The following is a 14574-nucleotide window of genomic DNA, read 5'->3' as shown; positions in this document are numbered from 1 at the left end:
TCAAGTTGCAATGTCTCAATTTTGTAGAGATGTTGTATGCAATGTCTCTACAACGATTAATTATACTGGTGCTGATGCGATCGCCCTTGAAAAATCCCTAGTACAACAAGGCAAAAGGAAAAAGGCAAAAGGAAAAAGAAAGAATAACGATACTACAAGCCTTGTAGCAATTTCTTATAGTCTGTTTATTTACGCCGACCTGTACTAGTCATCTTGCTGCTCACCAATATCCATCATCTCTCCCTTGTCCCCCTTGTCTCCCTTGTCTCCCTTCCCTTGTCCATATAACGGGGTTAAATCATCCTAAACTCAGAAATGCTGGCTAAAGCTGGTGTATATACTCGTAATTAAAATCTCTGCGGATGCGGGTATTATGCTTGATTGGTTGGTTATCTGGGGAGTTGCTCAAGGTGCTGGTTTGATTGTTAAACCAATTTTAGAAGACTTAGCCAAAGATGCGGCGAAAGATTGGGCGAAGGATATATTAAAAGGCATTCCTGGGAAGGTTTTTGAGAAACTGCAAAAGGAAGATATTGAAATTGCTGCGGGTAAAGCGTTGAAAGAGTTTTTACAACTGATGCAGCAGCAGTTAAAGGTGCGGTGTAAACTGCGGGAAGATGAAATTAAAGAATATACCGGGGATATTAAGAAATTTATTAGTGATAAATCTGTCAAAGAAACTCTTGGTAAAGCTTTTGATATTAACTGTGAAGATTTAAATGCTGAAGTTTTAGCAGAGACTTGGCAGAAACTCCAACTTAGACCTTTACCAACTAAATTTAATTGGCAATCATTAACCGAGCAGTATTTTAACCAAGTTCAAGAATTGCTTTTAGAATCAAAAGAATTAAATTCTATTTTAGAATTGCAAAAATTATCGAGTATTGAAACCCATGCTAAAGAGATTGCTGGTGTTGTTGCTGATTTTGATTTAAATAAATATCAAGAATCAATCCGCGAACGCTACGGTAATTTGAAGTTAGATAGTTTAGATACAACGGGTTATGCCTATAACGAACTGAAGTTATGGCGAATGTTTATTGCTCAAAATGTGCGGGAGGTACATCAAGTTTTACCGCAAGTTCATGAACTGCCAAAAGAGCATTTAAAACGATTGCGAGATAGTGAACAACTAGAGGCGGAAATTGCAGCAGAAGAATTAGAAAATCACAAATGGGTTTATTTAGAGCAACCAATACGTTCTGTATTAGATGTTGTTAATGAAAAACAGACTTATAAATATATTGTAGTTTTGGGTGATCCTGGTTCGGGTAAGTCTACATTATTGCAGTATTTAGCTTTGAATTGGGCAGAATCACCACTAGATAATGTTATTTCATTACCAATACCGTTGCTCATTGAGTTACGCACTTATATGCGGCGGCGTGAAGATAAAGAATGTCATAACTTTCTTGAATTTTTTCATAAATGTAGCGGTGTAATGACTCACCTAAATCAACATCAACTGCATGAACAACTAAAAGCTGGTAACGCTTTAGTGATGTTTGATGGTTTAGATGAAGTATTTGACCCTGGTAAGCGGGAAGATGTGATTACTGATATTCATCGCTTTACTAATGACTATCCTAATGTGCAGGTAATTGTCACTTCTCGCGTGATTGGTTATAAACCGCAAAGATTACGTGATGCAGAGTTTCGTCACTTTATGCTGCAAGATTTAGACTCAGAACAAATTCAAGAATTTATTCACCGTTGGCATGAGTTAACTTTTAGTGATGAAGCAGATAAAGTAAGAAAACGGGAAAGATTACAAAGAGGAATTGAAGCTTCTAAAGCTATTACTGAACTAGCGGGAAATCCTCTGCTGTTAACGATGATGGCAATTCTGAATCGGAATCAGGAATTACCTAGAGATAGAGCAACACTTTATGAGCAAGCATCGCGGGTATTGCTGCATCAGTGGGATGTGGAACGTGCTTTAGTAGAAGATCATCGACTAGACAATAAAACCATTGATTATAAAGATAAACAGGCAATGTTGCGTCAAGTTGCTTATAGTATGCAAACCAGTGATAAAGGTTTGGCGGGTAATTTGATTAGCGCCAGTCAATTAGAAAATATTTTGGCTACATATTTAAGAAATTTAGAAATTAATCAACCCAGACAAGCCGCAAGGGTAATGATTAATCAACTGCGGACTCGTAACTTTATGTTATGTTTCCTGGGGGCTGATTATTATGCCTTTGTGCATCGGACTTTTTTAGAATATTTCTGTGCGTGGGAGTTTGTTTGGCAGTTTAAAGAAACGCAAACGCTCAGTATTGAACAACTCAAGCAAGAAGTTTTTGGTAAACACTGGCATGATGAAACTTGGCATGAGGTTTTGCTGTTAATTGCTGGGATGATTGAGGCAAAATTTGTGGGAGAAGTAATTAAATATTTAATGGTACAAGATGGTGAAACAGAAAAGTTTCTCAATCTCTTTTTAGCAGCTAAGTGTTTAGCAGAAGTGAGAAATCGTCAGGAAATTGAAGTCATAGCTGACGAATTGCTGAACAAACTCAAAGATTTAACTAAGTATGACCTGTGGTATTATTATGAGCCTGATAGAGATGAAGAAGAAACTAAGCTAGTTCAAGAAATTCGCACTCAAGCAGTTGTGGAAATTGCCACTACTTGGATAAAATATCCCCAAACTCTCACCTGGCTCAAACACCGCGCCCAACATGATGATAATTGGGATGTGCGACGTGCAGCAGTGCAAGAATTAGCCCGTGGCTATAAACATGAGCCGGAAATTCTCGCCTTCCTCAAACACCACGCCCAACATGATCGTGATAACGATGTGCGACATGCAGCAGTGCAAGAATTAGCCCGTGGCTACAAAGATGAGCCGGAAGTTCTCGCCTTCCTCAAACACTGCGCCCAACATGATAATAAATGGGATGTGCGAGAAGCAGCAGTGCAAGAATTAGCCCGTGCCTACAAACATGACCCGGAAATTCTCACCATTCTCAAACACCGCGCCCAACGTGATGATTACCCTTTGCGATATGCAGCAGTGCAAGAATTAGCCCGTGGCTATAAACATGACCCCCAAATTCTCGACATCCTCAAACACTGCGCCCAACATGATGATAGATACGATGTGCGAGTTGCAGCAGTGCAAGAATTAGCCCGTGGCTACAAAGATGACCCCCAAATTCTCGCCATCCTCAAACACTGCGCCCAACATGATGATACTTGGGTTGTGCGAGTTGCAGCAGTGCAAGAATTAGCCCGTGGCTACAAGGATGACTCGGAAATTCTCGCCTTCCTCAAACACCACGCCCAAGATGATGATGATTACAGTGTGCGAAAAGCAGCAGTGCAAGAATTAGCCCGTGGCTATAAACATGACCCCCAAATTCTCGCCTTCCTCAAACACCGCGCCCAACATGATAATAAATGGGATGTGCGAAAAGCAGCAGTGCAAGAATTAGCCCGTGGTTATAAACATGACCCCCAAATTCTCGCCTTCCTCAAACACTGCGCCCAATATGATGATGATAACGATGTGCGAATTGCAGCAGTACAAGAATTAGCCCGTGGTTATAAACATGACCCCCAAATTCTCGCCTTCCTCAAACACCGCGCCCAACATGATCATGATTACCCTGTGCGAGAAGCAGCAGTGCAAGAATTAGCCCGTGGCTATAAACATGACCCCCAAATTCTCGCCTTCCTCAAACACTGCGCCCAATATGATGATAAATGGAATGTGCGACGAGCAGCAGTGCAAGAATTAGCCCGTGGTTACAAAGATGAGCCGGAAATTCTCGCCTTCCTCAAACACCGCGCCCAAGATGATGATTGGTACAGTGTGCGATATACGGCAGTGCAAGAATTGGGCAAATATTTCAAAAATCAACCTGAGTTGTTTGACATCTACTACCATTGCGCTGTCAATGACCCCTTTCAGCGAGAATATGGTTGGGAAAACAACCCGCGCCAAGTTGCACTGGAAATAATTATCAAACAATTTCCCCGTCATCCCCAGACTTTACCACTGTTGCGTGACAGAGCCGAAAATGACCCAGATGAGGAGGTGCGGGAGTATGCAGAGAAACAGTTGAAACGGTGGCGTGGGTGAACATAAACTGAGGTTATGCCCAAGAAAATTAGAGAACTCAAAAGCTTATTGCTAAAAGCTGGGTTTATATTATGTCTGCCACATTACTTACGATATGTCATTGCGAGGCTTCCGAAGCAATCGCAATGACCCTGCGATTACTTCACTTCGCTATCGCTCCGTTCGTAATGACATTGTGCAATTAATTTTGTTTACCTACTTAGAATAAAGCAAAGAGACTGAAGAATGAAATACACAATTATTATTCAATGGTCAGATGAAGACCAATGTTATGTAGTTTCGCTGCCTGAATTTACTAATGTCATGCAGCCTTGTACACACGGAGATACTTACGAGGAAGCTTTAAAAAATGCTCAGGAAGTTTTAGAAATGCTAATTGAATCAGCTTTAGAAGATGGTGAAACTTTGCCAGAGCCGCAAACTTTGGGCAAGTCTTTAAAAGTAGCATAATAAAATTAAACAGGTCATACCAATTCAATGTGAAGTAGCACATATCTCGATCCCCCTAAATTCCCTTTAAAAAGAGGGACTTGAAGAAAATTCCCCTCTTTTTAAGGCTACAGTGTATGCACAAGTCGAAAATTTGCTCGATGAAAACACATCCCGCCTTGAACTAAAGTTCCAGGCTCATAGCTAAAGTCCACTCAAGTGGACTGAAATGAACTTTTACTTGAGTCATCTTCAGAGGAATTGCACTATGAGACTCGGAATTGATTCCGAGGCGGGATAGATACACTTAAGCCGGATTTTCTGTGTACACCGTAGCCTTTTTAAGGGGAGCCAGCACCGTGGTGATATCATTTCACTTTAAAAATGATACTGATATGAAAGTAGCGCCTCGACTTCTCCTGACGGAGACGCTCCGCGAACGGCTGCGCTCAGTAACCAGGGTGTGAGGGGGATGGAACTCTGATTAAATCTTGATTTTTAGATTCGCTACTCATCACTCTTAGGACTTACGCAAAAAAACGAAAAAATAAGGTTTGAGAACAGGGTGCAGGGGTATGAGGGTGTAAGGGTGAAAGTATTCAAAACCCTTACGCCCCATACCCTTTCACCTTCACACCCAATCCCCACAGAAAATTTTGATGCGTAAGTCCTGACTCTGTTAAAAACCTACACTTGTAAGACCACCCTTACCCCCTCAATTTTATACATCAATCCCAGTTGTGTATATTTTTATGACAATAAACTGGGCTGGTTCAGTATAAATGTGTTAGCTACATCGAAATATATGGCAGTAGCCAAATTAGTTTGGACATCGGTAAATTAAATTAAAGTCACAAATTTGTAACGCTGTAACCTATTATCTGTCTGCTGCGGAATAGTTTAAAAAAGCTAAACAAAGCATGAAGAATGGGAAAAGTCAAGATAAAGTAAAACACAGTATAGATTCGGATACGTAAATCACACATTTTTCAAAGAACCTTGACACCAGATGTATAATTAGCGCGTCTCCTCTTGGATCAAAAAATCACATTGAGGACTGGCCGCTTGCTGTTTTCTGTACCTGGGATTAGGAGCTTATGGGGCAACAACAAAAACAAGATAGTGCGATCGTCAACCTGGTATTATCGTTAGCTTTAGCTACATCTCCGATGGCAGCGACTTGGCTTGTGTCGGCACCAGTGTTGGCGCAATCGGCCACTGACACTCCCTCATTTTCACTGCCAAAAACAGTGGAGAATGGATCTACGGTGCGTGTTGATGGCTCTAGTACTTTGGCGCTGGTAAATCAAAACATGAAGGCCAGTTTTGAGAAACAGTTTGCTGGTACAAAGGTAGAAGTAGCCAACAACGGTACAGAAGCGGCGATTAAAGCTGTATTGGAAGGACAAGCCGATATTGCGTCCATTGGGCGTGGTTTAACTCCTGAAGAAAAAGCCCAAGGTTTAGAGCAAGTGCGGTTACACCGCGAAAAAATTGCCATTATTGTCGGTGAAGAAAATCCCTTTAAAGGCAGTTTGACTGATAGACAATTTGCCAGAATTTTCCGGGGTAAAAGCATTACTGATTGGTCACAGTTGGGCGGGCGAGCAGGCAAAATCAGAGTTATTGACCGTCCCGATAGTAGTGATACACGTCAAGCACTCAACAATTACCCAGTTTTTAAAGCCGCAAAATTCGCTACAGGAGATACGGCTACTAAATTAACGGAAGATAACACCGCCGAAATTGTCAAACAACTGGGTAAAGATGGTATTAGTTATGCCAGAGTGAATCAAATCAGTCAGTTACCTGGGGTGCGGGTACTGCAATTACATCAAGCTTTACCTAATGATCCGAAATATCCTTTTTCTCAACCTTTAGTTTACGTTTATAAAAAGAATCCTAACCCGGCTGTCGCAGGTTTTCTCGGCTTTGCTTTAGCAAAACCAGGAAAACAAGCAATAGAAACAGCGAGAATGGAAGAAGCAGAAGCGATCGCTCAGGGTGAATCTCCTAGCCTGCTGTTGGCTGTCAATGCCCAATCTACACCAGCCGCCACACCGCAAACTAGTACTGTGCCGTTTACCACACCAGCCGCGATCGCCACGACAGCCCCCACAGCAGCAGCCACAGGGGAACCGCAACCATTAGCTTCTACTGCCCCAGCCGCTATCGGTGAACAACCACCACAGCCTGCTAATGCTCCAGCCGCGACAGGTGAACAGCAAACCCCTGCACCCGCCGCAAATAATCCCATCACTCAAGGACAAATACCACTGTGGTGGTTAGTCCTACCCATAGCGGTAATTGCAGGTTTGTTGTTGTGGATGATTAGAACCAGTCCCTCAAGTCCCCCAGAAGCAGAAGACACACCACCCCCAACCCCGCAACCACCTACACCAGATATTGCCGCAGCCACTGAACCAACAGTAATTAGCGAACCTCCAGAAGTTCCCCCCACTAATTGGGCTAACGGGAATGGGTATCACAATGGTGCGAAAGTTTTGGAAGGTACGATCGCAGCTTCCGCCACAGATGCGGCTTTAGCTGTGGGTACAGGGGCGGCGCTCGGTTCTCTGATTGTCAACAAAGACTCCAACAATCATCACAACCCAGATAATCATGATGATCTCAGCATCTCACCTTGGGATATGGAAGCACCAGCCGCAGTTGTGAATACTGCCTATCCGCCGATTTTAGATAGGTCAACCACTGTCAATTCTGAATCATCCAGCATATCTGACGAGCCAGAAGCAACGGTCGAATCAACTCCAGAACCATTAGAAATCAGTCCGACGGAAACAGAAATCAATGCAACTATCGACTTGCCAGAATTTTCTGACAACTTGACGGATGACAATGATTGGGATTTTGACCTCACAGAAAATCTGCCCACAACAGACTCGCAACTAGACCCAGAAATCGAGAAATTGAATTTCGTCGCCGATGCCGCAGAACCTGAGCCAGAAGAAACAGAGGAGTTAATTGTGACTAATTCAGAAAGCTTACCAGGTGCAGGGATAGGCAGTTGGTCGGGGATAAATCCACCAGCCGCAACACCACAAACACCAGCCATTACCACAACGGAAATTTTAGCGATCGCTGATCCTTATAGTAAAGTGGTTCTCATCCCCAAAACCCATGATTTAGCCGAGGTGAGTTGGGAAATTTCCCCCACTGCCCAACAAATGCTGCAAAATGCGGGTCAATCCCAATTTGTTTTGCGGTTGTATGATGTCACCAATATTGATATGAGCTACCAGCAGCCCCACTTGGTGCAGCAATATGAATGTGATATCCACACCTCTGGCGGCTCGGTAGCGATTCCTGAAACTGAGCGTGATTATATAGCAGCTATTGGCTATGGCAACGTAGATGATCGCTGGGTGACATTAGCTCATTCTGATATTGCCCGGATTTTTGGTAGTCCTCATGTCACAAATCAAGCCGCCAATGTGGTGTTAGTTGATGAAACCAGCAGCGTGAGTTTGATACCGCGCACACACCAGTTAGCTGATGTTTCTTGGCACATTTCCGACACCAGCAAACAAATGTTGCAAAATGGCGGTATTTTCCAATTAGCGGTGCGGCTGTATGATGTCACCAATATTGATATGAGCTATCAGCAGCCACAATTGGTACAGCAATCGGAATTTGACTTTGCCACATCCGAGACCTCTGTGGGTATTCCCATAGCTGATCATGATTACATTGCAGAAATTGGCTATTCTATTGTTGGCGATCGCTGGGTGAGTATTACACGTTCTTCAATTGTCCGCGTCTTCAGCCCTCTGTTTACCGAAGATGCACATCCCGCAGTTAAAGAACAGTCATCTCCCTCACCCATCGACAACAGTAGTATTACCCTGACTCCACGCACTCCTAAATGGGCTTATGCAGCTTGGGAACTTTCCGAAACCCGCAAACAAATACTGCAAGATGCTGGCATTTTACAATTAGCACTGCGGCTTTATGATGCAACTGATTTGGATATGAGTTATCAGCCACCGCAATTAATTCAGCAGTATGAATGCGAAGAAATCACCCATGACCGCTATGTGGCAATTCCCACCAGCGATCGCGATTATCTCATCGAACTTGGCTATGCTACAGAAACCGAAGGTTGGGTGACAATTGCCCGTTCGTCTGCGGTTCGCATCTTCAGCCGTCCCCAACGCGATTTCTGGTTTGTCGCCGATGCCGAGTTAATTATTCACGGTGCAACTGAACCTAATGCCACTGTGAATATTGCCGGAAATCCCATCGCCCTCAAACCCGATGGCACATTTCACTTGCGTGTTCCCTTCTCCGAGAACTTGATTGACTACATCATGACGGCAGTGGCGGCTGATGGCGAAAAATCCAAGACAATTCACAAAAAGTTCTCCCAAGAACTGCCAGAAGCGTAGTTGTTGATTCCAGAAAATCAGGAACAGTCAATTATGTCTGTTCCTGATTCCGAGAAATATACTCTCAGAATAGACGGGATTGATCATCCATGATTTATTGATTGTGATGGGAGAATTTTGAAATATTTAATACTTAATACGGAACTTTCATCTTGAGGTAGATACTGTGGTGAAAACTATTGTTTAAAATTTCCTATGGAGAATGATTTTACTTTAGGAAATTGCTTTGATTAATCATCTGCACAACCGCTTTCGAGATTTCAAGAAAAGAAAAGTTGAACCAGGACAACTACAACAGCTTGTAGAAGAATTTTTTGCAGAATCTACCCCCAACACCACATATTTGATTTTAATTATTGGTTCTTGTGCGATCGCTACATTTGGTTTACTCTCTAATAGCACGGCTGTAATTATTGGAGCAATGATTATTGCCCCTTTAATGTTGCCAATTCGCGGTTTAGCTTTTGGCGCATTAGTGGGCAATGTCAACTTATTTCGTCAAGGTACAATAGCCGTTTTATGTGGCACATTATTAGCTCTTTTAATTTCCTACAGTATAGGTTTGCTAGTTAATTTACCTAGTTTTGGCAGTGAAGTCCTATCTCGCTCTAAACCTACCTTACTAGATTTAGGAATTGCTGTGGCAGCAGGTGGTATTAGTGGTTATGCTAAGGTAAATTCAAAAATCTCGGCGAGTGTAGCAGGTACAGCAATAGCTGTGGCTCTGATGCCTCCAATTTGTGTTATCGGTTTAGGTCTAGCAAAATCTGACTGGGCGTTAAGTTTAGGCGCAACTTTACTTTACCTCACCAATCTTTTAGGCATTAGTCTTGCCTGTATGCTGACATTCTTCGTCACTGGCTATTCGCCTTTTCATCACGCCCGAAAAGTACTGTTATGGGCATTAGCTTTAACAGGGATTTTACTAATACCTTTAACCGTGAGCTTTAGCGAATTATTTAGACAAGCACAACTCGAAACTTCTTTGAAAAAAGCTTTATTAAATCGTACCGTAACTTTTCAGCGTTTGGAACTGCTAACAACTGATACTAATTGGCTTGCTAATCCGCCTGAAGTTCGCTTGAGTGTGCGTGCTAAAGAACCTGTAACATCTAAACAAGTGCATCTTTTAGAAGAATTTATTAAAAAAGAAATGGGTCAAGTATTCAGGTTGGTTTTTGAAGTCAGTCAAGTCACAGAAGTTAGGGGAGAAACGCCTAATTTGTATAATAAAATGCCAAAATTTAAAGAAGAATCCAGAAGTCAGAATTCAGGAGTCAGAATCAATTAGTGGCGGATCTAAATCTACCCCTAAATCCAAGATTTAATGGTAGTACTAAACCCACTGATTCATCCGCCGGCGATGTACTGAGCTTGCTGAAGTGTCGTACAGAATTCAGAATGAATTCTGGCTCCTGACTCCTGAATGCTATTTCGATAAAACTTATTTTTCATCCTATTTATAGACTACAAAACCAACTACAGAAGGAGTTAATTAACCAAAGTTTTTCTTATTATTAGCATTGCTGATCATTAAGCAAGTGTCATGAATGCAGATATATCTGCCCTCTGGAACAAAATCCAGGGAATGATTAACGGATTTATTGTTTTGCTGCCGAATCTCGTGCTGGCATTGATTGTATTTACAATCTTCTTTTTTGTGGCTAGAGCCATTAAGAGACTAGTTAAACGCTTAACCCGCGATCGCCACCAAGCTCGAAATTTAGGACTAGTACTAGGACGGTTAGCCCAGGGTACAACACTGCTACTAGGGCTATTTATTGCTTTGTCAATTGTCATTCCGACATTCCGCGCCGGAGATTTAGTGCAACTGCTAGGGATTAGTGGTGTGGCAATTGGCTTTGCGTTTCGAGATATTCTGCAAAATTTTTTGGCAGGTATTCTGATTTTATTGACAGAGCCATTCCGCATTGATGACCAAATAGTTTTTAAAGATTTTGAAGGAACTGTAGAAAATATTGAAACACGAGCCACAACACTTAAAACTTATGATGGTCGCCGCATTGTAATTCCCAATTCAGAATTATTCACTAACTCAGTCACGGTGAACACTGCCTTTGAAAGTCGGCGGCTCCAGTATGATGTCGGTATTGGCTACGGTGATGATATTGACCAAGCCAAGGAGTTAATGCTTCAAGCCCTACATAGTGTGGCAGAAGTACTGCAAGACCCTGCACCCGATGTCCTTGTCATGGAACTTGCTGAAAGTACTGTTAACATCCGCGTTCGTTGGTGGGTAAAACCGCCGCGACGTGCAGATGACCTCGCCTCACGGGACAAGGTACTGTCAGCAATTAAGAAAACTTTAGTCGCAAACGGCATTGATTTACCCTTTCCCACACAACAAATTTTGTTTCACGACCAAACAGAAGAAACCGATGGGAACCGCTCTCGTCAGCGAGAAGGCTGGCCGGCTGGCAGAGGCGAAGTACCAAAACCGCGCCGCATCAGCGATTCACTTCAAATGCTTGCTCAAATGCAGCCCCAGAGAAATGATCATAATAACGGCAAAGTTTAGTGGTAAATGTTCTCTTAAATTGGAATATCCTTATGACATTAGATTCGGCTACAGGCGAAGTTTTAATTGCAGAACAACTCAAGCAATTTCTTTTAGTACTTTCTGTCTCTTTAGGTGTAGCAACACTACCACAAATTTTTAGTTGGTTACGCCGCATTCCTTATACATTGCTACTCGTCATAGTCGGATTAGGATTAGCATTTGTAAATGTGCGATTAGTCAGCCTTTCTCCAGCATTGATCTTGGTAATTTTCTTGCCACCATTGCTGTTTGAAGCTGCTTGGAATTTAAAATGGTCAGACTTAAAACGAGATTTATTACCTATTTGTTTGTATGCAGTGATTGGGGTAATAATTTCGATTGCTGGAGTCGCATTTGGTTTGAATCAATTTGCAGGAATTGAGTTGAGTATTGCGCTATTGGTGGGAGCTAGTCTATCAGCAACAGATCCAGTTTCAGTAACGGCTTTGTTTCGAGAACTGGGAGCAGGTAAACGCCTAAAAACCCTGATGGAAGGGGAAAGTTTATTTAATGATGGTATGGCGGTTGTAGCTTTTGGTTTATTGGTAGCTCTGCCACTGGGTGATACTAAACTAGATTTACAATCTGCTGTATTAGAATTTTTTCAGGTTGTAGGTATTGGGATTGGCGTTGGCGGATTAACGGGATTTGGTATTTCTTACCTCACACAACGTTTTGATTTACCATTAGTAGAACAGTCGCTCACTTTAGTTTCTGCCTACAGCACTTACTTAATTACAGAACATTTGGGTGGTTCTGGGGTAATTGGTGTAGTCACTACAGCTTTGATTTTAGGTAACTTTGGTTCGCGCATTGGGATGAATCCACGTACACGCATTATTGTCACAGAATTTTGGGAATTTTTGGCTTTTTTTGTGAATTCAATTGTCTTTTTGTTAATTGGTGATCAGGTTCACTTTCTCGTTTTAGGAGATAACCTCAAAACTATTGCAGTCACAATTGCTGCAATGACTTTAGCTAGAGCTGTATCTATTTATGTTTTGAGTAGTATTAGTAATTGGGTAGCTAAATCAGAAATTCCTTTAGCTGAACAAGCTGTGTTGACTTGGGGTGGACTTCGTGGTTCGGTTTCTATTGCCTTGGCTTTGAGTGTACCAGCTATACTGCCGCAAAGAGAAGAAATTATTGCCACAGTATTTGGCGTAGTTTTATTTACTTTATTAGTACAGGGTTTAACTACCCAAGCATTATTAGAAAAATTACAACTTTTAGGTTCGCAACCATTACGCCAACAATATATGGAAGCAATTGCGCGTCAAGTGGCCCTCCAGCGATCGCTAGAATATTTAGAGACAGCACAAAAGCGTCCTGGTATTAGCCTAGAGTTTTATCATTATCAAAAAACGCTACTCAAAGGAGAGATTAATTTTTTACAAGAAAAAATTGATAAATTGTTGGATGAATATCCAAATTTGCAAGAGTTTACTGCTGAAGAACTGCGAGGAGAACTGTTAGCTATTGAAGCAGAAACCTACGCTGAGTTTGTGCGTGCAGGGAAGTTGAATAAAGAACTGTCACCTTTTTTGCAAACAAATCATAACAGTAATCATCAAGAACAGTGATTTTGGGTAACTTCCAAATAAATATGTTCTAAACGTACAGGCTGACGCGCGATCGCTTCAATATTTATCCCGGCGAATCGGTCAAGAATTTCTTTTAATTCCAGTGTTTCTGGTAGCCAAAAAGCCAACTCATTACCGTAATATTTAGGTGTAAAATTATATTCCTGGGCGCGGGCGATCGCTTGTTCCTTTTCAGCAGTTTGTAACACTAAAACTTCGGCGGCTGGAATTAATTTACGTAACTCGGTTAAACTGCCCTCAGCCAAAATTTGCCCATCTTTGAGAATCCCAATTTTATGACAAAGGCGCTCGGCTTCATCTAATAAATGCGTCGTCAATAAAATGGTAATTCCCTGATTACTCAACTGTCGAATTAACTCCCAAATCTCGTATCTTGATTCAATATCTAATCCGGTAGTTGGCTCGTCTAAAATTAAAAATTTTGGTTGATGAACCAAAGCAACAGCAATATTCAATCGTCTTTGCATCCCACCACTGAGAGTTTCTACAGGATTTTTTGCCCTATCCCATAACCTTACTGCCGTCAGCGTTGTTTGTATTTGTTCCTGGCAAGTTCTTTTATCTAATCCATAAATATCAGCAAAAAACTTTAAATTTTCCTCACAAGTCAAAGTTTTATACAGTAAATTTTCTTGTGGTGCAACACCAATAATTTTTTTTGTCGCCTCTGAAATTGGCTGATGATTAATTGTAATATCACCACTATCAGCCTTGAGTAAATTACAAATAATATTAATCGTGGTTGTCTTACCAGCGCCATTCGCACCAAGTAAGCCATAAATTTCTCCTGCTGCTATGTGCAGGTTTAAACTTTGAATAACTTTTCTTTGAGAATAAGATTTATTTAGGTTTCTAATAGTTAGCATATTTTAAATTTTGGATTATGTAGTCAACCTAGTTAATGGTTAATATATTTGCTCGATGTCTCATAGCATCAAACATTACAGCATATTTCATCTGGATGAGGTAAATTTTTCTAGCCTCTAGCCTCTCTCCCCTTGAAAGGTGTACTGCACAAACTTAAAAACGCTATATGTTCTCATTGATTTACAATTTGGAACAACAGCAGAACAGATTCGGTCAGAGAAAATCAGTATGACACTTGCGCTAGGGATGATTGAAGTTTATGGAGTTCCCGCCGCCGTAGAAGCGGCAGATGCTATGTGTAAAGCTGCTTGTATTACTTTTGTTGGTTACGAAAATACTGACTTGGGCAGAATAACCGTACTGATTCGGGGAGAAGTTGGGGAAGTTAACGTTGCAGTCGTCTCAGGACTAGCCGCAATATCTCGCGTCAATGGTGGTGAGGTGCTTTCTTTTCATATTATTCCTCGTCCTCACGACAATCTCGAATATGTTTTACCTATTCATCTTTCAGCAAATATAGAAAATTTCAATGCAGATATTCGGTTTCCTCCACCCTTGTCAGCGTAAACGTGCTAACAATCACAACCAACTACTTTTCACACAACCGCAAAA

At 41.7% G+C, this 14574-nt stretch carries 8 protein-coding genes; 7 read left to right on the top strand and 1 reads right to left on the bottom strand.

Annotated elements, in window-relative coordinates; genetic code table 11:
* The first annotated feature begins 373 nt into the window (after positions 1–373).
* From H6G79_RS03300 to H6G79_RS03275, 6 genes are all read left to right on the top strand, one after another.
* The gene (locus H6G79_RS03300) at positions 374–4093 is read left to right on the top strand and encodes a HEAT repeat domain-containing protein (protein ID WP_191049341.1); all 3720 of its coding nucleotides are present in this window, start codon (positions 374–376) and stop codon (positions 4091–4093) included.
* 225 nt (positions 4094–4318) lie between these two features.
* The gene (locus tag H6G79_RS03295; protein WP_190589871.1) at positions 4319–4543 is read left to right on the top strand and encodes a type II toxin-antitoxin system HicB family antitoxin; all 225 of its coding nucleotides are present in this window, start codon (positions 4319–4321) and stop codon (positions 4541–4543) included.
* A gap of 1076 nt (positions 4544–5619) precedes the next feature.
* Positions 5620–8931 carry a DUF4912 domain-containing protein gene (locus H6G79_RS03290; protein WP_190589872.1) on the top strand — a complete coding sequence of 1104 codons (3312 nt, stop codon included), beginning with the start codon at positions 5620–5622 and terminating at the stop codon, positions 8929–8931.
* A gap of 226 nt (positions 8932–9157) precedes the next feature.
* The gene (locus H6G79_RS03285) at positions 9158–10222 is read left to right on the top strand and encodes a DUF389 domain-containing protein (protein WP_190589873.1); all 1065 of its coding nucleotides are present in this window, start codon (positions 9158–9160) and stop codon (positions 10220–10222) included.
* Between the two features lie 255 nt (positions 10223–10477).
* Positions 10478–11470: a mechanosensitive ion channel family protein gene (locus H6G79_RS03280; protein ID WP_190589874.1), complete on the top strand. Its 993-nt coding sequence runs from the start codon at positions 10478–10480 to the stop codon at positions 11468–11470.
* A 32-nt stretch (positions 11471–11502) separates the two neighbouring features.
* Entirely contained in the window at positions 11503–13074 is a 1572-nt protein-coding gene (locus tag H6G79_RS03275; RefSeq protein ID WP_190589875.1) for a sodium:proton antiporter, read from the top strand.
* Here H6G79_RS03275 and H6G79_RS03270 read toward each other — a convergent pair.
* A complete protein-coding gene (locus H6G79_RS03270; protein ID WP_190589876.1) occupies positions 13062–13961 on the bottom strand; it encodes an ABC transporter ATP-binding protein in 900 nt (299 codons plus the stop codon). The genes H6G79_RS03275 and H6G79_RS03270 overlap by 13 nt on opposite strands.
* Positions 13962–14190: 229 nt before the next feature.
* Between H6G79_RS03270 and H6G79_RS03265 the strand changes: the two genes are divergently transcribed.
* On the top strand, positions 14191–14529 hold the full coding sequence (locus H6G79_RS03265; RefSeq protein WP_190589877.1) for a carbon dioxide-concentrating mechanism protein CcmK: 339 nt from the start codon (positions 14191–14193) through the stop codon (positions 14527–14529).
* Positions 14530–14574: the final 45 nt, after the last annotated feature.

Source organism: Anabaena sp. FACHB-83 (assembly GCF_014697485.1).
Classification (GTDB): Bacteria; Cyanobacteriota; Cyanobacteriia; order Cyanobacteriales; family Nostocaceae; genus Nostoc_B.
This window is presented reverse-complemented; position numbering and strand designations above follow the sequence as displayed.

Bases quoted from the DNA above. Each gene is read 5' to 3' on its own strand.
- H6G79_RS03300 (WP_191049341.1), top strand. From the start codon at position 374: ATGCTTGATTGGTTGGTTATCTGGGGAGTTGCTCAAGGTGCTGGTTTG.
- H6G79_RS03265 (WP_190589877.1), top strand. From the start codon at position 14,191: ATGACACTTGCGCTAGGGATGATTGAAGTTTATGGAGTTCCCGCCGCC.
- H6G79_RS03280 (WP_190589874.1), top strand. From the start codon at position 10,478: ATGAATGCAGATATATCTGCCCTCTGGAACAAAATCCAGGGAATGATT.
- H6G79_RS03270 (WP_190589876.1), bottom strand. From the start codon at position 13,961: ATGCTAACTATTAGAAACCTAAATAAATCTTATTCTCAAAGAAAAGTT.
- H6G79_RS03275 (WP_190589875.1), top strand. From the start codon at position 11,503: ATGACATTAGATTCGGCTACAGGCGAAGTTTTAATTGCAGAACAACTC.
- H6G79_RS03290 (WP_190589872.1), top strand. From the start codon at position 5,620: ATGGGGCAACAACAAAAACAAGATAGTGCGATCGTCAACCTGGTATTA.
- H6G79_RS03295 (WP_190589871.1), top strand. From the start codon at position 4,319: ATGAAATACACAATTATTATTCAATGGTCAGATGAAGACCAATGTTAT.